The following is an 18,968-nucleotide window of genomic DNA, read 5'->3' as shown; positions in this document are numbered from 1 at the left end:
ACGATCCAAATTCATGCGGTCTCACTCCTGCCGAAAAGCCATTCACGGAGCTCGCTCCGGAAATCTCGCGGGTTTGCCATCGGTCGTTGCTGCAGTTCTGTTCGCTCCCGTTGAGCTTGTTCGGCTTCAGCATAGGAGAGCGGCTCTCCAAGCCATTCGCGAACAGCAGGAGAGAGCACTGTGGGCCGCCCTGCCTCGATCGAGCGAAGCCGATGATTAAGCGACGGCATGGTCTTGTCCGTTCTGCACCATCTTGGCGATCGCATAATCCAAGGGCCAATTCGCGAACCGAACCGCCCAAGCCACCTTCTGTGCCGGCGCAAAACGCGCCCAGTCGGCTTCGTCGATCTGCGCTAACTCTTGGTCCATATTGGCAGCGATTGATGTCAGTCGGCTGGTCACTTCGGCAGCGTGCTCTTCGATCTGCGCGACACGCGCATCGACCGTCAGTCTTCGCGTTTCCAGCCGTTCGATCCTCGGCGATAGCTTGCTCATGATGCAGTTCCTTCCAGCGCAGCGATCCGACGTTCGAGATCACCAGTCTCGACGATGCCCTTGTGAGCGGTGAGGAGGGCCATCACTCCAGCGGCTTCCCCTGGTGTGATCTCCCCAGCGGAAAGCGCCGCGAGAACAGTGCTCGATGCCGCCACCGCATCAGCTGCGCATTCCACCGCAGGCAGATCTATTGTGATCGGCGCGTCCTTGCGCGCTGGGGCAAGGCGTTCGAGGCATAGACGCAGCGCAACCATATCGCCGGCCAAAGCCTTCGTAATTGCGACTTGGGTTAGCTGTTCGTGCTGGCCTTCCAGCAGCGCCTCGATGGCCCGACTGACACGCGATCGAGCGCCCTTCGGCTTGCCGGGATTACCATGCTTGAAGCGGGTGTCAGTCACCGTATTATCGGTGTCGTTACGGACGTTAGTCATTGTTGCTGATCCTGTTGCTGCATGGCGCGCGCCCACATGCGAGCCGACGTTGAAGAGTTGGTAAGGGCCGACCTAACGGCGCAATTGGCACTATCGGCACAGGCCAGCGCCGGTGCTCGTGATCGACTTATCGTCGGTCACACCAACTTCACTCTTGGTAACAGTCGTTTTGGCTCGCACAGAATTGCTCATTTCCCGCACCCGATATTCCTTCCCTTTGCCTCCGCACCGCACCCCCCCACCCCCATAAAGGGGGTGGTGGTGCGGAAGCTCGTAGGCCCGCACTCCGCACCGTTCCGCACCGCACCTGTTTCGTGGTGCGGGATCATGCCAGCACAGCCTCGCCGACCACGATGAAGGGTCGCAAATCTCCATGCTTGTCCTTGCGGCGATCCTCTTTGAGTGCCCCACCCTTGATCCATTCGGCGAGATACTTGCGCACCTTCGACTTGTCCGCCTTGCGCTCAACATCGAGGCCCAGCACTTCCGCAATGGGGATCCCGACCCAGTCGGAAGCCTGATCGCTCTTTCGCCATTCGCCATCGGCGATTGCTGCTTGGACGCGACGTAGATGATCCGGCGTCATGTCATCCCAAATGTCAGGCGGCGACCACGGCACCACGACTGGCAGGCTGTCGCCATCACCCCCGTTTTCGCCGTTGCCCAGGGACACGCTGACTAGCTCGAACCAGTCGGATTGATCGGCAGGTGGCGCACGGTTCGGCTTGTCGTCGTAGACCCGGAAATATCGACGCCTGCGCTCTTCCTCGATGGCAAACCGCGCTGCTTCCTCGTCGGTCATGCGATTGAGGACTTGTGCTGACCGTGCAGCGTTCACTAACGCCGAAGCACCGCGCGCCGCGTCCGCGTTGACTTCACCACCACGAATTTTGATCGAATGGTGGACGAGCTGAACGGCACAGTTTGCATCGACCGCGATGTGTGCGAACGCCTTGGCAATCGCGTCGATCATGCGGTTGTCGTTCTCGCTGGCTCGATGCGCGCTGACGAACGGATCGACCGTAAGCACGTCGATCTTCCGCGCTCGCAATTCCTGCGTCAGGTCAGCGATCACGTCCAACTTGAGCTTGAAGCCATCGGCACCCTCTTCCGCGACGACGAGTTCCGCACCCGACATGGCATTGTCGCGAAACAGGCGCCCTTCGAGATGTTCGGGCTGCAGTCCCCAATGGAGCACGCCGGCCGCGATCAGCCGGTCGATCTCATCAGCGCTGTCCTCAAGATTCCAGAGCCACACGCGCTTCGGCCCGCCCCAGACGGCTTGGCCAAGCAGATTGCGCCCTGATGCGAGTGACAGTGACTGGCCGACAGTGAAGGCAGTTTTACCCGCAGCACCTGGCGCGACGATCAACGACAGAGATCCACGCAACAGTGTCCGGCCATAGAGCCACTCTCGTTGGGGTATCGAGCGCGCATCCCGCCATGGCCAAGGCGTCGCGACGATCCTCGGCCCGTCGCCAATGTCGATACGATCAGCGAGCCGCACGATTTCAGCGCCCTCGACGCGTTCCCTGATGCCAGCCAGGGTCACCGTGCCACCCCGCGCAGTTCGTCGTTGAAATCCTTGTGACCATCCAGCGGGCGAATGATCCGAACCTGACGCCCAGGGCGTGCGAATGCCCGAGCGGCATCCTGCGCCGACCGCTCCCCGGGCTCGTCACCGTCAGCGCCGATCACCACCGATGCAACGCCTTCAGGTATGCGCATCGAGGGCAGCATCGACGCACCAGCCGCGACCCACACAGCGCAACCCAGTTCCTGTTGCAGCGTCAGGCCATCCTCGAGCCCTTCACACACCATGAGCTTCACGGCGCCGGGGGCCAGCCTGATTGCGCCACCTCTGACCGAGCCAAGCGAGAGCTTGGGCTTGGGCACTGCGGCCTTACCACCGCCGTCCGTCAGGTAGGTCCGCTGGATCCCGATCGCCTTGTTATCCACGCTGGCGACCAATGCGATGAGGCAGGGGTGCATTGGGCCGCGCTTGCCATATCGCAGGCGTGCAAATCGGAGGCTGTCGGGCAGGTTGAGCCACAAGCCGCGTCGCCTGAGGTAGGTCTCGGCTGGCGTTCCGCTGATGGGCGAGGCGTTGCGCCAAATGTCACGCGCCTCATCCCCGCGATCTTCCTTGGGCTCAGTGTCCGCTATCGCAGGCTGATAGGTCGTGACGGGCAGATTTCCGCCCGACAACATCGCGGCAGCATCGCGCAGCCCGACCCCGGCTTGCAGCTGCAGGAAGTCGAGCACATCCCCTTGGACACTGCATCCAAAGCACTTGAAGCGAGCGCCGCCAGAGAAAATAGTGAAGCTCGGACTGCGATCAGCATGGAACGGGCAGCAGCCCAGCCACTCCTTACCGACGCGTTTCAGCTTCACGGCCGCGCCAGCAATCTGGACCAGCGTCGGCCCACTCTGCTTGATGCCAGCGAGATCGAGGCCGCTCATGCCGCACCTTTCGGCGTCACGCCGTCCATGATTTCGGACAACCTCTGGCGCAACGTCAGGACTGCCTCGGACGCACGACGATCGACACTGCGTCGCCGTTTCTCGATCAACGGCATGAGGTCGATCACCTCAGCATCGAACGGGTCCAGCTCCCATTCTACGACTTTTGCTCCCACCGCCGCACCAAGACGGCGGGCGTTGAGTCGAGCCTCAGCTAGCGTGCCATAGGCGGCAAAAGCCGGATCGAGGTTCAGGGGCGGATGAGCTTCGACGCGCCAGGTGCCGTCGTCGTTCGGCTCGAGTTCAATGATGCGGCCACTCATGCCACCGCTCCCCAGATCGCGTCAGCGAGTGTTTTCGTGGACGCGCCGGTGACACCAATGAGAAGCAGCCGTTGAAGCCGGAGCGCCTGAGTGTTATCATTGGCGGCGCTGCTGTTGAGCAAAATCGTGGAGGGCTGGACTGTGGTGGTCCGGCCCTTTCGCGTCTTAGGGGCGACGCATACCGCTGCTGTGTTGAGCATGCTTGATCACGCTGCGATCTGTTCGAGTAGCTTGGTTTTCAGGCCGGTGATCGAGCGACCGGTGATCAGGCTTTTCCGCCCCAGCTTCACGAGTTCCAGGTCACCTCGATTGATCAGATTGTAAGTGTGGGCACGGCTGATGCCGCCGAGCTGAGCCTGAGTTTGAGGGATCGAGAAAAACGGCTCGTCCATGATGTTGCCTCCTAAAAGATGCCGGTGTGCACCGACGGGCAACGACACAATTGAACGCGATCGTTTTGGTTGGGACGAGGGATAATCAGATTTCGAAATTTACACCTTTGCCATCAAAACTGGCTCGGCTGCAGCAGCCTTCAATATCTTAGACGCCTGGTCGATAGTGAGCGGCCAATCCGACCCAGCACGGAACATAGCCATCTGCCGATCAAGGAACGCCGCCATTTTTAGGTCGGCCTTGGCCCAGCCGGATTGGCGCGTGGCATTCCACCAGCCACTAACTGTGCCGTAGCTTATAGCCCGCGCGCCGCCCGCCTGCTTTCGCCCAGAATGCCCGGCATCGCCGAGTATTGTTGCAACCAGCTTACAGGCATCCTCCTGCCCCATCTGCAGGGTGGTAAGCAGGGTAACGCCGAGTAGCGCATGCTGACGAACGAAGCGCCGCCCAGTGTGCTCCCTACCCTTTCCCACTCCGCGGACGGGTTTTAGAAGTTCGGGTTGTCCGCCTTGTTGAAGGTCGAAAATGGCGGCGATCACGTCGTGTAGGGGCGTGAGCCCAACATTGTTAGTCATTCCGGGCAGCCTGCCAAGCGCTATCATAACTTGGCCTATCGCCAAGGCTGCGAACGTTGCGCGGTTCGACCTTAGCGGAGGCCATGTATCTATCTCCTCGAGATCGTCGTTGGCGGCTGGCCGAGCGAGATAATCAGTTCCCGCACGTTCCAGCTTACCCTTCAATTCGGCAAGCCAAGCATCAGGGTCCCAATCACTCATGCCGGGCCCACCGCGCCGGCTACGAACTCGCCCCACGCTTCAAGCAAGGTCCGGCGCATCTCAATGAACGACGTGCGCTTGTATGCCGCAACGGTCGCGTCGGATACCGAGTGCGCTAACGCTGCCTCCGCAACGGGGTCCGGAATGTGCGGCATTTGCTCAGCAGCCCAGTCGCGAAATGAACTTCGGAACCCATGTGCATCATAGTTCGCACCAGCGCTTCTAAGGGCTTTGCTTGCCGTCATGTCCGATAGCGGCTCGCCTTTGCCATTGGGACAAAACAAGGCGTCCGGCTTCGCGCTACGTTCGAGCGATATTTCTTCCAATAATTCGATCGCGGCTGTGTTTAGCGTCACCATGTGTGGCACCCGCTCCTTCATCAGGTCCGCTGGCCGATCCCATTCGCGCTTGACGAGATCGACCTGATTCCATCGCCCGCGTCGAACTTCGCCAGGTCGTGCAGCCGTCAATATTTGCAACAACAGCAAGCGACGTCCTTGCGTCGGCGGTTCAGATCGGAGCTGTTGCACCAGCGCCGGAACGTTGGCGTAGGGCATCGCACGGTAGTTTCCGCCCTTAGGCTGCCGCGACAGTCCCGCGCCGACTGACTTGCTGGGCGCTTCAGTGGGGCGCCATCCTTTGTTGTGCGCGAAATTGAGAACCTTGCTTATGCGCTGACGGACTTTGCGTGCCATGTCGGGCTTGCTCATCCAGATCGGGATCAACGCTGCCGTGATGTCCGCCGCAGTGATCTTGTCCACCCGCAAATCACCCAACGCCTTGAACACGTGGTTCTCGAGAGACTTCAGGAAGACGTCGCCCCCCTTATCCGTGAGGCCGAGTTTCAAGATGGCATGTGTTGCCTTCGCTGCGTCGCGAAATGTCGGCACCGAATTACGCTCTTTGTCTCGCTCGGTAACGGGATTGAGGCCAGCCTTTGCAGCCAGCCGCAACATCGCAGCCTTATCTCGCGCTTCGCCGAGCGTAAGCACTTTCCGATGTAGCAGGGGGATGGCGATTTCCAGCGACACATCATTGGGGGCCTTTTTGGGGGCCTCGCTGTAACTACCCAACCCGATGTCACGCCGCTTGCCGTCAACCTGAACTCGCAGCAGCCAAGATTTCGATCCTGCTTGATCCGGTTTGCCGCTCTTCGGTTTGACCAGGAGGTAGAGACCCTTGCCGTCGGCGTGTCGGCCCGGCTTGGCACTCTTCGCGCCCAAGGCGGTCAGCATGGTCATCTGCTCCCCTATCCGTTCCCACACTTAGAACTGGCTTTGGGTGAACGTCAATGAACAACCGTGGAATGCTCGACGTGAATCTATAGGGAACGCTGTCTCGTCGGTGGCCAGTCATGAACATCCATGAACAATGGGTTCGAGTCCTCTTCTGGCACCATTTTTCCCATAGCCTCTGGCGTTCGCTCCCGGTGTCGGGCAGCAGGCGTGGGTGCGGGCAACCATTCACGACGTGGCGCTTGTCGCCAAGGTTTCGATCAAGACCGTTTCGCGTGTCCTCAACGACGAACGCTATGTCCGCGAAGACACGCGTCAGCGGGTGCGTGCGGCGGTCGCGCAGCTCAACTTTCATCCCAGTGCCGCGGCACGCCTGCTTGGCGGCGGACGCAGTTATCAAATCGGTTTCATCTGCGATAATCCCAACCCGTATTACGTGTTTGAACTGCAGATGGGCATCCGCGATCGCGCCGCGCAGGACGGCGTACGCGTGCTGGCGCAACCCTATGATCGCGATACCGACGGCCTGACTGCGGAGATCGGCGCGCTGATCCACGCGACCCGCGTCGATGGCCTGATCCTGACACCGCCGGTTACCGATCGCCGCGATGTCCTCGACCTGCTGGTCGGGAGCAGTATTCCGGTCGTGCGGGTCCAGCCGGGCAGCGATCACCACCTCACGCCTGCGGTCGCCATCGACAATGTTGCCGCCGCCCGCGCGATGACCGAACATTTGATCGCCAGGGGCCATCGTCGCATCGGGTTCATCGGCGGACCAGATGCGTTCAAGGTGAGTGGAGAGCGTCGCACGGGGTACGAGGCGGCGCTGAAGGCGGCGGGCTTTCCGATCGATCCCGCCCTGATCGCGCAAGGCGATTTTGGCGTGGCGGCGGGTTCGGCGGGTGGCGCATTGCTGATCGATGCCGAGGCGACCGCGATTTTTGCCGCGAGCGACGCGATGGCGGCGGGGGTGCTGGCGGAAGCGCACCGGCGCGGGATGACCCTGCCCCGCGACCTGTCGGTGTGCGGCTTCGACGATAGCAGCCTGGCGTCGAGCGTGTGGCCCCCCTTGACGACGGTGCGCCAGCCCTTGCGCGACATCGGCTGGCACGCGGCCGATTTGTTGCTGACCACCGACCCCGATCAGCCGCACCGGACACTGCCGTTCGAAATTATCGAGCGGGCATCGACGATGCACCGGTAGCCGCGCCTCTGGCCAATCGCCCGGCAATGTGACAGCGATGGACAAAGCCTTGGGAGGGGTCATGAACGGATCGCAAAGCGGCGCGCGCTGGACCATCGTGGCGATGGTCTTTGCCGCGGTGATGCTGAATTATGTGGACCGCCAGATTTTGGCGCTGCTCAAGCCGACGCTGGAGCTGCAGTTCAAATGGTCCGACGGCGATTACGCCAACATGTTGTCGGCGTTCCAGGTCGCGGCGGCGGTGGCGTTTCTCGGCACCGGCTGGTTCATCGACCGCGTCGGGCTGCGCTTGGGCTTCGCGCTGGGCGTCGGCATATGGAGCCTGGCGGGGATCGCGCATGCCTTTGCCGCGACGGTCGGCGGGTTCATCGGGGCGCGCGTCGTGCTGGGCGCGGCGGAGTCGGTCGGCACCCCTGCGGCGGTCAAATCGGCGGCGACGTATTTCACGCAGAAGGAGCGCTCGATCGCGCTGGGCATCGGCAACACCGCGCCCAATGTCGGCGCGATCATCACCCCGCTGATCATCCCGGCGGTGGCCGTGGCCTTCGGCTGGGAAGCGGCATTCCTGCTCGCCGGCGGTCTCGGCCTGGTGTGGGTTGCCATATGGTTCATGATCAAAGTGCCGGCGGTTGCGGAAGACGGCGTCAAACCCGCGCCGATCCGCTGGCTCGATCTGCTCCGCCGGCGCGAGACCGCCGCGATCGCCATCGGCAAGCTGTTGTCCGACCAGGTGTGGTTCTTCATGCTCGCCTGGCTGCCCGATCTGTTTCACCGGATGTTCGGCCTGCCGCAGGGCACTGTCGGGCTGCCGGTCGCGCTCGCGTACACCATGGCGGCGATGGGTGCGCTCAGCGGCGGATGGCTGCCGACGCGGATGATGGCGCGGGGGTGGACCGTGAATCGTGCGCGCAAGACCACGCTGCTGATCTATGCCTTGCTCATCCTGCCCGTGACGCTGGTGATGTGGACCACGAACGCCTGGGCGGCGGCGCTGCTGCTCGGGCTCGGCCTGTTCGCGCACCAGGGCTTTTCGACCAATTTGTTCGGTGTGGCGACCGATGTCGTCCCTGCCCGCGCTGTCGGATCGACGATCGGTATCGCGGCTTTTTGCGGCAATCTGTGGTCGATCGTGCTGATCCAGCTGGCGGCGATATCGTTGAGCCATGGCTGGGGCTATGGCCCGTTGCTGGCGATTTGTTCGGTGTCGTATCTGATCGCGCTGGGCTTCATCCAGTTGCTCATCCCTGTCATCCGCACGGTCGATGACGACGGATCGGGCGCGATCGCGATGGCGCATTGATTGACGGGGAAGCGTTCTCACGCTTCCCCGTACGACCTCAGAAGTTGATCCGCCCGGTCACGCCGTAATAGCGATCGGCATCGCGCGGGATCTGATAACGATACGCACCGCCCGGCCCGCCATTGATGATCGCCGCCGCAAAGCTGGTGTCGAACACGTTACGAACCTGGAAGGTCAGGCGATAATGATCGTCGGCGTCGGCGATACCCGCTGACAAATTGACCAGACCATAGGCTTTGATCGTCGCCAGTTGCCGCAGGATCGGATCTGGCGAGAAGGCCGACAGCTGTTTGGATTGATAGCTCGCCTGCGCGCCGAAGAAAGGTTCGATCGAGCCAGTGCGGATGCGATAATCCGCGGCCAGCGAACCCTTCCATTTGGGCGCATAAGCCAGCGGCGTTCCCGGCTGGACGGTGGCGGTTGGCGCCGCGCCCGGCGCCGGATTGAACTGGTCGACCTTGGCATCGGTATAGGCGACGCCACCCGAGATATTCAGGTCGCGGACCGGCCGCCACAACAGATCGAGCTCGCCACCACGCGTCGAAATGGTGCCGGCGTTGGTGAAGCGCGTCACGACCACGCCCGCGACGAGATCGGGATTATTCGCCTGGAAGTTATGATATTTGGCGTAATATGCGGCCAGATTGATGACCAACCGGCCGTTCATCAGGCTGTTCTTCAAACCGATTTCATAGGCGTCGGCGGTTTCCGGCGAAATCCGGTTGGTGCCCGTCGCGGTCAGGTTGAAGAACACGTTATACGCGGGGCCCTTATACCCGCGCGCATACGTCGCATAAGCCATGACATCGTGATTGACGTCGAATTGCACCCCGGCCTTGCCCGACAGATTGTCGTTGGTCGTCTTGGTCCGGAACGGCACGCCGTTGGAGCCTAGCGGCGCCTGGGCCAACGCGATTGCGGTCGGCGTACCAGCCGCAAGCAGGGCGGTGTAGCGATCGAATACGCCCTGATCGAAATTCGGCTGGATGCCCGGCGCGGCCGTCGGCACAGTCAGTCCGCCGGAAACGGCAGTAGCCAGTCCGGTTGTCGTCCGGATGTGAAATATATTCAGTTGATCGTCGGTGTAGCGCAGCCCACCGATGATACGAAAGCGGTCGCCGAGATTGAGCGTCGCCTGTCCGAAGAATGCCAAATTCTTGAATGTCGAGCCGTAATCGGCGGTGCCCGATGGCGTCGTCGATGGCGCGGCGCTGGCACTGGTGCACGGCGTCAACGCGGTCGGCGCCGGCACGACCGCCGAGGCGCAGACTACGTCGTTGCGGGTAAAGATACGCCGCGAGATCGCCCGCGAATAATAGATACCGGCAACGTAATCGATCAGCTGATGACCCGGTGACGTCAGGCGGAATTCCTGGCTGAAAGTATGCCCGGTCTGCGGTCCGAAATCGTGCAGCTGGTTGAAGCCGATATAGGCCCGGTCGAGGAAATCGCCGTCGCGGATCTCGGTGTTCTTGTAATTGCGATACGCTGTGATCGAGGTGACCGTCGCCATGCCGAGATCGGCATTGAGCTGTGCGGAGAAACCATAGCCGGTTTCCTTCGTCGCGGTGATCAAATTCTGGTTGATGGTCCGCGATTGATCATAGAACGGCGTGGGCAACGCAGCGGTAGAAGGGTTGGTCGTCGTCGCACCCGTCGCCCCCACGATTGGCGGTGAGCCAATCACCTCGGCACAGCAATCGTCGTTATTGTGGTGATAATCGCCGATCAGCGCGAGGGTCACGTTCGGCGAGAAATCGATATTCGCCTGGGCGCGGAATCCGTAATGCTTGTACCCGTTGACCCGGCGACCGCCAAACGCCTGGTTGCGGATGTTGCCGTCATAATCGCTGTAGAAACCGCCGATGCGCGTTTTCACATTGTCGCCGATCGGCACGTCGACGCCACCGCGCAGACGCCACTCCGCGCCATTGCCGCCAAAATAACCGCCTTCGACATAGCCGCCGAGTTCCGAACCGGGCTGCTTCGAAATGATATTGATCACGCCTGCGCTGGCATTCTTGCCGAACAGCGTCCCCTGCGGACCGCGCAACACTTCGATCCGGTCGATGTCGAGCAGATCGCCGAACGCTTCGCCCGAACGCGAATAGACCACGCCGTCGACGACCGTCGAAATCGACGGCTCACCCGCAATCGAGAACGTCGCGGTGCCGACGCCGCGCAGGAACAGCGACTGGTTGAGCGTGGTCCCCGATTTGAGGAAGTTGAACGACGGCACCAGGGAAACTGCGCCCTCGAGGTTGAGCTTGCCCTGTGCTTCCAGTGCGGCGCCGCTGACAACCGACACGGCGACCGGCACATCTTGCAACCGTTCCGAACGCTTTTGCGCGGTGACGATAATGTCCCCGGGACCGGTATCGTCCGGCGTGGTGGTCGCGGCTTCGGGCGCCGTTGCGGCCCCCGTCTGCGGCGTCTGGGCAAAGCCCGGCGACGCGACGATCGCGATCGCGGCGACTCCTGCAAGCATGTGTGTCTTGATCATTGTCTCTCTCCCCTAAAGGCCGAATTCGTCCATCGTCACCACGCGCTTTTCCCGCGCGCTGAGTTCGGCTGCGGCACCGATTGCGACGGCCATCATGCCGTCCTTCGCAGTGACCTCTACCGGGCCTTGTCCGCGAACCGCCGCAGCGAATTTCTTGTGTTGGTAAAAGGTCGCACCATGGTGATGCCCGGCGGCCAGCGCTTGCGGATCGACCGCCACATGCGTGCGCTCGATCGACTTGGGCTGCATGAAGCCGGTGCGGCGGCTGAGCGTCAGATCGCCGCCCGGGATGGTGACGTCGAGGCGCGCGGTATCGCCGACCGCCGTAATCTCTTCCTGATTCTCGGCACCCTCGGCGAACATCGACAGATCGAGCATCGCGCGCGTGCCGTCGGCGAAATCGACCGTCGTATAGCTGTTGTCGAGAATGTCGGGCGTGCGCCCGTCATAGCGTTCGTCGCGGTGGTTCACGTCCATCGCGCCCGAACAATAGACGCGCACCGCCTCCGACCGCGTGATCAGGCGCATTAGGTCGAAGAAATGACAGCACTTCTCGACCATCGTCCCGCCGGTATTCTCGCCAAACCGATTCCAGTCGCCGACCTTGTTCAGGAACGGGAAGCGGTGTTCGCGGATCGACAGCATGCGCAATGTACCGATCCGCTCGGCATGGACCTGCGCGACGAACTCGGTCACCGGCGGCATGTAGCGATATTCCATGGCGGTCCAGAAAATCCCCGGCGTCTCGCCGGCGCGCTGCACGATCCAGCGCGCATCATCGATCGTCGTCGCCAGCGGCTTTTCACACAGGATATTCAGGCCCGCGTCGAACAAAGGGTCGAGGACCGCGCGGTGCGTATAGTTCGGCGACGCGACGATCACCGCATCGACCAGCCCGCTCGCCGCCAACCCTTGTGCATCACCGAATTGGGTCACGGTCGCGCCACGCTCGCCCAACGCGGTTTGCGCCCAGCCGAGCGACGTTTGAACCGGGTCGGCGATGGCCGTGACGACGGCGCCCGGCGTGATCGCCAGGTTGTTCAAATGCTCGACACCCATCATTCCGGTGCCGACCAGCCCGTATCGGACTTGCTCTCCCAAGCGTATTGCCCTTAGTTATGACAACGATGTCTGAAATCCAGCTTACACCCGATCCGCGCCCGCTCGGCAAGAGTGGAATCATGGTCAGCCCAATCGCCTGGGGAATGTGGCGATTCGGCAACGCATCGGTCGACGAAGGGCGCCGGCTGATCGAAGCGGCATTCGACGCCGGGATCACGCTGTTCGACACGGCGGACATTTATGGCTTCAACGGATCGTCCGGCTTTGGCGATGCGGAAAGCCTGTTGGGCCAGGTGCTGGCGCAGACACCGGAATTGCGCGCGCGCATGGTGCTCGCGACCAAGGGCGGCATCGCCCCGCCGGTGCCCTATGATCAGAGTGGGGCGTATCTGATGGCCGCCCTCGACGCGTCGTTGCGTCGGCTCGGCGTCGAACAGGTCGATCTGTATCAGGTCCACCGCCCGGACATTCTGACGCATCCGCACGATCTCGCCCGCACGCTGGACGACATGATCGCCAGCGGCAAGGTTCGCGCGGTCGGCGTGTCGAACTTCACGCTGCCACAGGCGCGGGCGTTGGAGAGCTTCCTCGCCGCCCCGCTCGCCAGCTATCAGCCCGAATTCTCGCCGTTGCAGTTGGGACCGATGACCGACGGCCTGTTCGATCTGGCGATGGAGCGGGACATTGCGGTGCTCGCCTGGTCGCCACTGGGCGGTGGACGCTTGGGTGATCCGAAAGACGATCGCGGTGCGGCGGTTGCCAAGGCACTCGATGTGATTGCCGAACAGTTTGCGGTCAGTCGCGCGGCGGCGACCTATAGCTGGCTCATGGCACATCCGGCGCGGGTGATTCCGATCGTCGGGTCGCAGCGCGTTGAACGGATTGCCGAAGCGGCTGATGCGTTCAAGATTCGATGGACGCGCCAGTCATGGTATGACGTGCTGGTCGCGGCGCGCGGAGAGAAATTGCCATGACCGTTGACCGATCGTGCGAGATCAGCTGGTTTTCCGCGCTGTGCGACGACGACTATGAATTCCTCGGTGTTCCCGATCCCGCGCTCAAATCGAGCTGGGAACATTGCCGCGACATCGTCCTGACCGCCGAAACCGGCGGGTTCGACAACATCCTGCTGCCTTCGGGTTACCAGCTCGGCATCGACACGACGGCCTTTGCCGCCGCCATCGCGCCGATGTTGCGACGAATGGCTCTGCTCATGGCCGTGCGCATCGGTGAAACCTGGCCGCCGCAACTGGCGCGGCAGATCGCGACGATCGACCGGCTGCTCGGCGGACGCCTGACCGTCAACATCATCTCCTCCGATATGCCCGGTGAACAACTCGCCAGCGCGCCGCGTTATGCCCGCACGGTCGAGGCGATGCACATTCTCAAGACGCTGCTGAATGGCCAGCCTCTCGATCATCAGGGCGAGTTCTGGAAGTTGAAAGTCGATCCCGCGCGCGTCGGGACGGTCAGCGGCAAGGCGCCTCTGCTCTATTTCGGTGGCCTGTCGGAAGATGCGCGCGAAGCCGCAGCCAAAGGCTGCGACGTGTTCCTGATGTGGCCCGACAAGAAGGAAAATGTCGCGGCGATCATCGCCGACATGGATGCGCGCGCTGCCAGGCACGGTCGCAAACTCCGTTATGGCTATCGCGCGCATGTCGTCGTGCGCGATACCGAGGCCGAGGCGCGCACGTACGCCGACCGGCTGTTGTCCAAGCTCGATGCCGCCCAGGGCGCGGCGATCCGCGCGAAATCGCTCGATTCCACATCGACGGGCGTGGCGGCGCAGGCGGCGCTGCGGGACACTGCAGCAGACGATGGCTATGCCGAGGACAATCTGTGGACCGGCGTCGGCCGGGCGCGCTCGGGATGTGGTGCCGCGATCGTCGGCGACCCGGATCAGGTGCTCGCCAAGCTCAATATGTATCAGGACATGGGCATCGAAGCATTCATCCTGTCCGGCTATCCCCATGCCGCCGAAGCCGATCTGTTTGCACGCCATGTCTTGCCCAACATCGAGCATGCCCGATTGGTCTGACCAGGGTGAACCTTGGCTTGTTCGGAACCGCCCGCGCCACGGTCCGTTTTCCCTCCAACTCAAATGGAGGTCATTATGGGCAACGAAGCCGAGATCACTGCAAAATTCTGGAAGGCGCTGCGCAAGGACATGACCATGTTCTTGGGCCTGGCCGAAGGCGAGGACGGACACGCTCGCCCGATGACCGCGCAATTGGACAATGACGACACCGACGGCGGCCCGATCTGGTTTTTCACTTCGACCGACAACAAATTGTTCGCCCAACTGGGCGAAGGCGTCATCGGCGGTGGTCAGCGCGCGATGGCCCATTTCGTGTCCAAGGGGCACGATGTCTGGGCCACCCTGCACGGTTCGCTGTCGGGCACCCGCGATCGTGCAACAATCGAGCGCTTATGGAACCCGTTCGTTGCCGCATGGTATGAAGGCAAGGACGATCCAAAGATTGCGCTGATCCGGCTCGAGCCCGAAAACGCCGAGATCTGGATCGACGCCAATTCGGCGGTGGCCGGCATCAAGATGCTTCTCGGGATCGACCCGAAGAAGGATTACAAGGACAAGGTGGCCGAAGTCACGCTGTAGCAACACATGAGGCGCGGGGTTCAGCCCTGCGCCTCAAACGTTATGCGAAGCGATCCAGCCTTCGACAATCGGCGCGATGGTGTCACGCCATTTGCTGCCGTTGAAGATGCCGTAATGGCCGGCACCCGGAGCAAGGAAATACTTCTTTTCCGCGTCGGGTAACCCGGTGGCGATGGTCAGCGCCGCCTTGGTTTGTCCGATCCCCGAAATATCGTCGCGTTCGCCTTCGATCGCCAGCAATGCCGTCTTGGTGATCGAACCCGGATCGACGCGATTGCCATGGTGGATATAGTCGCCCTTGGGCAGTGCGTGCTGCTGGAACACCACATCGATCGTCTGGAGATAGAATTCGGCGGTCATGTCGCACACCGAGCGATATTCGTCGTAAAATGCCTTGGTCGCATCGGCACTGCTGTCATCGCCCGCGACGAGGTGACGGAACAGTTCCCAATGCGACGTCATGTGGCTGCCAAGGTTCATCGACATGAATCCCGCGAGTTGCAGGAAGCCCGGATAAACCTTTCGCCCGGCCCCCGGGTAGCTCATCGGCACGGTCTGGATCACATTCTGCTCGAACCAGGCAAAGGGCCGCTGCGTCGCGACGGTATTCACCGCCGTCGGCGCCTCGCGCGTATCGACCGGCCCACCCATCATGGTCAGCGTGCGCGGCGTTGCGGGATGGTTTTGCCCGTTCATGAGCGCGACCGCGGCATAAGCGGGCACCGACGGCTGGCAGACCGCCAGCATATGCGCACCGGGACCAACCGCCTCGAGGAACTCGATCAGATAATCGACATAGTCGTCGAGGTCGAACGTGCCGTCGCTCAACGGGACCTGACGCGCGTCGCGCCAGTCGGTGATGTAAACGTCATGCCCCGGCAACATCCGCTCGACCGTGCCGCGCAACAATGTGGCATAATGGCCGGACATCGGCGCGACGATCAGCAGGCGCGGTTGCCCGGTGATGCCGTCGCGCACGAAACGCTTCAGCTGGCCGAACGGCTTGCGGACCACGATCTCCTCGGTGACCGCAACCACATTGCCGTCGATGATTGTCGAGTTCAGCCCGAAATCGGGCTTGCCGCGCGTTTCCGCCGCATGTGCGAACACTTCCAGCGCCGACCCGAGCGCAGGGCCCCCGAACTTGGCAAACGGATGATTGGGTGACTGGAGCATTTCGGCGCTCCATTCGGCGGCGGCGCCCATCCCGGCCAACCAGCCGCGCTGAAACTCGTAAATGTCATATAGCACGCCAGCGGCATGGCGCATCCCGTTGCATGTTGCAATGCACAATGGACAGCCGCGCCACGGGGCCTTAGCCGCGCGCCAATGGCCGACGACACCATAGCAACGCCTTCCCGCAAACTCGCCAATCTCGACATCGTGTGGCGGTTTGCCAAACATTATCCGGGGCGCCTCGCCGCCGCTTTGGGGGCGTTGATCGTCGCCGGCGTGTCGTCGCTGGCGGTGCCGTACGGCTTCAAACTGATCATCGACAATGGCCTGATGCGCGTCGGCTCCAACATCGCACCATGGTTCGAAGGCCTGTTGGGGATCGTCGTGATCCTCTCCCTCGCCACTGCCGCGCGCTTCTACTTCGTGTCGTGGCTGGGCGAGCGCGTCGTCGCCGACCTGCGCATGGCGGTGCAAGCGAATTTGTTGCGGCTCAGCCCCAGCTATTTCGAGGAAAACCGCCCCTCCGAAATAGCCAGCCGCCTGACCGCCGACACGACGATCATCGAACAGCTTGTCGGGACGACAGTGTCGGTCGCGCTTCGCAATATATTGATGGGCGTGGGCGGTGTTGTTCTGCTCGTCTCGTTGGCACCCAAACTCGCCGGAATGATGTTGCTCGGCCTGCCGCTGATCGTCGTGCCGATTACCGTGCTCGGCCGCCGCGTGCGCAGCGTGTCGCGCTCCAGCCAGGACCGCATCGCCGATGTCGGCGCGATGGTCGACGAAGTGCTCGGCGCGATGAAGATCGTTCAGGCGTTCCGGCAGGAGGGCCGCGAGACCCAACGCTTCCGCGATGCCGCCGACCGGGTGTTCGCCACCGCCAAACGGCGCATCGGCCTGCGCGCGGTGATGACCGCGATCGTCATCATGCTGGTCTTCGGATCGATCACCCTGGTCATCTGGGAAGGGGCGGCCGACGTCGCCGCCGGGCGGATGTCTGGCGGCACCATCGCCGCGTTCGTGCTGTATGGCGGCATCACCGCGGGCGCATTCGGCGCGCTGACCGAGGTTTATGGCGATGTGCTGCGCGGGGCCGGCGCCGCCGCGCGCCTCGGCGAATTGCTGGAGGAACAGCCGGGCATCGCCGCGCCGGCGCACCCGACCAAACTTCCCGAGCCGCCACAGGGTCGCCTCGCCTTCGATCACGTCACGTTCCGCTATCCGACGCGTCTGGAAGTCGCCGCGCTCGAGGATTTTTCGCTGGAGGTCGCACCGGGCGAAACGCTGGCGGTGGTCGGGCCTTCAGGCGCCGGTAAATCGACCTTGTTCCAATTGCTGCAGCGCTTTTACGATCCGCAATCGGGCAGTGTCAGCGTGGATGGTGTCGCCCTCCCCGCCGCCGACCCGCACGCCGTTCGCGCGCGCCTGTCGATGGTGCCGCAGGAGACGGTGATCTTCGCGTCCAGCGCGCGTGACAATTTGCGCTATGGCCGCTGGGACGCGAGCGACGCGGATCTGTGGCAGGCCGCCGAAGCCGCCAATGCCGCCGAATTCCTCCGCCGCCTGCCCGACGGGCTCGACACGTTCATGGGCGAAAGCGGTGCGCGCCTGTCCGGCGGCCAGCGTCAGCGCCTCGCCATCGCCCGCGCGATCCTCAGCGATGCGCCGATCCTGTTGCTCGACGAAGCTACATCCGCGCTCGACGCCGAAAGCGAGCGGTTGGTGCAGGACGCGCTCGAACGCCTCATGGCCGACCGCACCACGCTCGTCATCGCCCACCGCCTCGCCACCGTCCGCGCCGCCGACCGCATCATCGTAATGGACCACGGCCGGATCGTCGAACAGGGCACGCACGACGCCCTGATCCGCGAAAAGGGACTTTACGCGCGGCTGGCGAGTTTGCAGTTCGAGATGACGGCCTGAAGACTGCGGCCAAGCTTAGCCCGACACTTCAAGCATTTCTGCCGATTATGGCCGTGGCGCCTGCGTCCTTCCAAAGGTAGGACGCTACGGACCTCGCCAGCAAGTGCCGCATTGTTGGAAGTCCGTCGCATAGGCCCGTTGGTTTAATGCGCTGTCGGGTTAGCCACGGTCGGTGTAGACGACGTTGCCGGCGTTGGGCTTGGCGCAATTGCTGGGGCTGGTGCTTGCGCGGGGCCATCAACACCGACGCGAATGAAAATAGCCTGATTGATTTTTTCAAATGCGTCTTGGTAGACCTTTGGATCGTTGATCGGCTCTTCGTCTTGCATAGCGCCCCAGCCAGCAGCCTGATTCTTGAATTTGCCCATGACGAATGTCAGCCGCACTTTGGTCAGCGTCGGCGACCGATCTTCGATATATGCAGAAACCACTGGCGTTTTTTTCGACGTGCCAAACCCAACGAATGGGAGCCACGTCATCTTGGTCTTTGTGCTCGCACTCGCCGTGATCAGCCCTGTGTCAAAGTCGGCCGATCCGATCCGATATCCCGAATCTTGAAACACGCTCATAACGGACGAAAACACGACACGTTTGGTTGCTTCAAAGTCCTTTGCTTGAATTTGCTGAAGTTCCAACCCGCTGATCTCGGGCGGCTTCTTTGCAATTGCAGGCGCGGTAATGGACAGCGCAAGTGCGCTCACTGCGAAAAGTTTAATCATAATGCCCCCCGTTAATTAGAAAGAGCTACTACGGCTCTTGAAGTCCGACACGACCTTGTTCGCGCCAAATTTAATGATCAAGGTCATCGTGCGGCTGGACTCAGTATTTTTACTCTTGGAGCTACCGAAGCCCAAACCGCCACCCGCTCCGACTCCGCCGCCACCGCCACCAATCAGCATCCCGATGGAAAAACCTGAGTCCTTCGACATGCTAACCGTTGCGTGGCTGACCTGACCCCCTGATTTTCCTCCAGATGCGATTAGAGTCCGGCCTGATGGAAGGACGGATTGATGAAGCGGATACGGTTTACGGAAGAGCAGATTGTCGGGGTGCTGCGGGAGGCTGAG

The 18,968-nt window shown here is 62.1% G+C and carries 18 protein-coding genes and 1 pseudogene; 6 read left to right on the top strand and 13 right to left on the bottom strand.

Translation table 11 applies throughout. The annotated features are described in order from the left end of the window. Positions 1–216: 216 nt before the first annotated feature. From ACM9ME_RS05455 to ACM9ME_RS05420, 8 genes are all read right to left on the bottom strand, one after another. Complete coding sequence (locus tag ACM9ME_RS05455) at positions 217–495, bottom strand: hypothetical protein (RefSeq protein ID WP_415642432.1); 279 nt, start codon at positions 493–495, stop codon at positions 217–219. After that, the gene (locus ACM9ME_RS05450) at positions 492–926 is read right to left on the bottom strand and encodes a DUF5681 domain-containing protein (protein ID WP_415642431.1); all 435 of its coding nucleotides are present in this window, start codon (positions 924–926) and stop codon (positions 492–494) included. Before ACM9ME_RS05450 ends, ACM9ME_RS05455 begins: the two co-directional genes overlap by 4 nt. A gap of 325 nt (positions 927–1,251) precedes the next feature. Continuing rightward, positions 1,252–2,433, bottom strand: coding sequence for an AAA family ATPase (locus ACM9ME_RS05445; RefSeq protein ID WP_415642691.1), 1,182 nt, complete (start codon positions 2,431–2,433; stop codon positions 1,252–1,254). A 41-nt stretch (positions 2,434–2,474) separates the two neighbouring features. Further along, complete coding sequence (locus ACM9ME_RS05440) at positions 2,475–3,389, bottom strand: DUF7146 domain-containing protein (protein ID WP_415642430.1); 915 nt, start codon at positions 3,387–3,389, stop codon at positions 2,475–2,477. Next, positions 3,386–3,712 (bottom strand): hypothetical protein, encoded by a 327-nt coding sequence (locus ACM9ME_RS05435; RefSeq protein WP_415642429.1) that lies wholly within the window; start codon positions 3,710–3,712, stop codon positions 3,386–3,388. Before ACM9ME_RS05435 ends, ACM9ME_RS05440 begins: the two co-directional genes overlap by 4 nt. Positions 3,713–3,918: 206 nt before the next feature. Continuing rightward, entirely contained in the window at positions 3,919–4,104 is a 186-nt protein-coding gene (locus ACM9ME_RS05430) for a hypothetical protein (RefSeq protein WP_415642428.1), read from the bottom strand. Between the two features lie 99 nt (positions 4,105–4,203). After that, positions 4,204–4,881 (bottom strand): hypothetical protein, encoded by a 678-nt coding sequence (locus tag ACM9ME_RS05425; RefSeq protein WP_415642427.1) that lies wholly within the window; start codon positions 4,879–4,881, stop codon positions 4,204–4,206. Continuing rightward, positions 4,878–6,122 carry a tyrosine-type recombinase/integrase gene (locus ACM9ME_RS05420; protein WP_415642426.1) on the bottom strand — a complete coding sequence of 415 codons (1,245 nt, stop codon included), beginning with the start codon at positions 6,120–6,122 and terminating at the stop codon, positions 4,878–4,880. The genes ACM9ME_RS05425 and ACM9ME_RS05420 overlap by 4 nt, the downstream gene beginning before the upstream one ends. A gap of 208 nt (positions 6,123–6,330) precedes the next feature. Here ACM9ME_RS05420 and ACM9ME_RS05415 point away from each other — a divergent pair, with 208 nt between their 5' ends. Both ACM9ME_RS05415 and ACM9ME_RS05410 read left to right on the top strand, forming a co-directional pair. Continuing rightward, positions 6,331–7,320, top strand: coding sequence for a LacI family DNA-binding transcriptional regulator (locus ACM9ME_RS05415; RefSeq protein WP_415642425.1), 990 nt, complete (start codon positions 6,331–6,333; stop codon positions 7,318–7,320). Between the two features lie 37 nt (positions 7,321–7,357). After that, positions 7,358–8,620 carry an MFS transporter gene (locus ACM9ME_RS05410; RefSeq protein WP_415642424.1) on the top strand — a complete coding sequence of 421 codons (1,263 nt, stop codon included), beginning with the start codon at positions 7,358–7,360 and terminating at the stop codon, positions 8,618–8,620. Positions 8,621–8,657: 37 nt separating this feature from the next. Here the strand turns inward: ACM9ME_RS05410 and ACM9ME_RS05405 are convergent, their stop codons facing one another. Beyond that, positions 8,658–11,123, bottom strand: coding sequence for a TonB-dependent receptor (locus ACM9ME_RS05405; RefSeq protein WP_415642423.1), 2,466 nt, complete (start codon positions 11,121–11,123; stop codon positions 8,658–8,660). Between the two features lie 12 nt (positions 11,124–11,135). Beyond that, complete coding sequence (locus tag ACM9ME_RS05400) at positions 11,136–12,224, bottom strand: Gfo/Idh/MocA family protein (RefSeq protein WP_415642422.1); 1,089 nt, start codon at positions 12,222–12,224, stop codon at positions 11,136–11,138. A 26-nt stretch (positions 12,225–12,250) separates the two neighbouring features. On the opposite strand from ACM9ME_RS05400, the gene ACM9ME_RS05395 reads away from it, so the two are divergent. The 3 genes from ACM9ME_RS05395 to ACM9ME_RS05385 all read left to right on the top strand — a co-directional run bounded on the left by ACM9ME_RS05395 (position 12,251) and on the right by ACM9ME_RS05385 (position 14,802). After that, entirely contained in the window at positions 12,251–13,159 is a 909-nt protein-coding gene (locus ACM9ME_RS05395) for an aldo/keto reductase (RefSeq protein ID WP_415642421.1), read from the top strand. Further along, complete coding sequence (locus tag ACM9ME_RS05390; RefSeq protein ID WP_415642420.1) at positions 13,156–14,223, top strand: LLM class flavin-dependent oxidoreductase; 1,068 nt, start codon at positions 13,156–13,158, stop codon at positions 14,221–14,223. The genes ACM9ME_RS05395 and ACM9ME_RS05390 overlap by 4 nt, the downstream gene beginning before the upstream one ends. Positions 14,224–14,298: 75 nt before the next feature. Next, positions 14,299–14,802, top strand: a complete 504-nt coding sequence (locus tag ACM9ME_RS05385) for a pyridoxamine 5'-phosphate oxidase family protein (RefSeq protein ID WP_415642419.1) — start codon at positions 14,299–14,301, stop codon at positions 14,800–14,802. A 33-nt stretch (positions 14,803–14,835) separates the two neighbouring features. Here the strand turns inward: ACM9ME_RS05385 and ACM9ME_RS05380 are convergent, their stop codons facing one another. After that, entirely contained in the window at positions 14,836–16,053 is a 1,218-nt protein-coding gene (locus tag ACM9ME_RS05380; protein WP_415642690.1) for a polyhydroxyalkanoate depolymerase, read from the bottom strand. 78 nt (positions 16,054–16,131) lie between these two features. Here ACM9ME_RS05380 and ACM9ME_RS05375 point away from each other — a divergent pair, with 78 nt between their 5' ends. After that, positions 16,132–17,901, top strand: a complete 1,770-nt coding sequence (locus ACM9ME_RS05375) for an ABC transporter transmembrane domain-containing protein (protein WP_415642418.1) — start codon at positions 16,132–16,134, stop codon at positions 17,899–17,901. Positions 17,902–18,044: 143 nt separating this feature from the next. Here ACM9ME_RS05375 and ACM9ME_RS05370 read toward each other — a convergent pair whose 3' ends face one another. Both ACM9ME_RS05370 and ACM9ME_RS05365 read right to left on the bottom strand, forming a co-directional pair. After that, positions 18,045–18,620 carry a hypothetical protein gene (locus tag ACM9ME_RS05370; protein WP_415642417.1) on the bottom strand — a complete coding sequence of 192 codons (576 nt, stop codon included), beginning with the start codon at positions 18,618–18,620 and terminating at the stop codon, positions 18,045–18,047. 15 nt (positions 18,621–18,635) lie between these two features. Further along, positions 18,636–18,968: pseudogene (locus ACM9ME_RS05365) on the bottom strand (hypothetical protein); the annotation flags it as partial.

The organism is Sphingomonas antarctica (genome assembly GCF_965137005.1).
GTDB classification, from domain to species: Bacteria; Pseudomonadota; Alphaproteobacteria; order Sphingomonadales; family Sphingomonadaceae; genus Sphingomonas_O; species Sphingomonas_O antarctica.
This window is presented reverse-complemented; position numbering and strand designations above follow the sequence as displayed.

Coding starts and splice junctions, on each gene's coding strand:
- ACM9ME_RS05455 (WP_415642432.1), bottom strand. CDS start 495: ATGAGCAAGCTATCGCCGAGGATCGAACGGCTGGAAACGCGAAGACTG.
- ACM9ME_RS05450 (WP_415642431.1), bottom strand. CDS start 926: ATGACTAACGTCCGTAACGACACCGATAATACGGTGACTGACACCCGC.
- ACM9ME_RS05440 (WP_415642430.1), bottom strand. CDS start 3,389: ATGAGCGGCCTCGATCTCGCTGGCATCAAGCAGAGTGGGCCGACGCTG.
- ACM9ME_RS05435 (WP_415642429.1), bottom strand. CDS start 3,712: ATGAGTGGCCGCATCATTGAACTCGAGCCGAACGACGACGGCACCTGG.
- ACM9ME_RS05430 (WP_415642428.1), bottom strand. CDS start 4,104: ATGGACGAGCCGTTTTTCTCGATCCCTCAAACTCAGGCTCAGCTCGGC.
- ACM9ME_RS05425 (WP_415642427.1), bottom strand. CDS start 4,881: ATGAGTGATTGGGACCCTGATGCTTGGCTTGCCGAATTGAAGGGTAAG.
- ACM9ME_RS05420 (WP_415642426.1), bottom strand. CDS start 6,122: ATGACCATGCTGACCGCCTTGGGCGCGAAGAGTGCCAAGCCGGGCCGA.
- ACM9ME_RS05410 (WP_415642424.1), top strand. CDS start 7,358: ATGGACAAAGCCTTGGGAGGGGTCATGAACGGATCGCAAAGCGGCGCG.
- ACM9ME_RS05405 (WP_415642423.1), bottom strand. CDS start 11,123: ATGATCAAGACACACATGCTTGCAGGAGTCGCCGCGATCGCGATCGTC.
- ACM9ME_RS05395 (WP_415642421.1), top strand. CDS start 12,251: ATGTCTGAAATCCAGCTTACACCCGATCCGCGCCCGCTCGGCAAGAGT.
- ACM9ME_RS05390 (WP_415642420.1), top strand. CDS start 13,156: ATGACCGTTGACCGATCGTGCGAGATCAGCTGGTTTTCCGCGCTGTGC.
- ACM9ME_RS05385 (WP_415642419.1), top strand. CDS start 14,299: ATGGGCAACGAAGCCGAGATCACTGCAAAATTCTGGAAGGCGCTGCGC.
- ACM9ME_RS05375 (WP_415642418.1), top strand. CDS start 16,132: ATGGCCGACGACACCATAGCAACGCCTTCCCGCAAACTCGCCAATCTC.
- ACM9ME_RS05370 (WP_415642417.1), bottom strand. CDS start 18,620: ATGATTAAACTTTTCGCAGTGAGCGCACTTGCGCTGTCCATTACCGCG.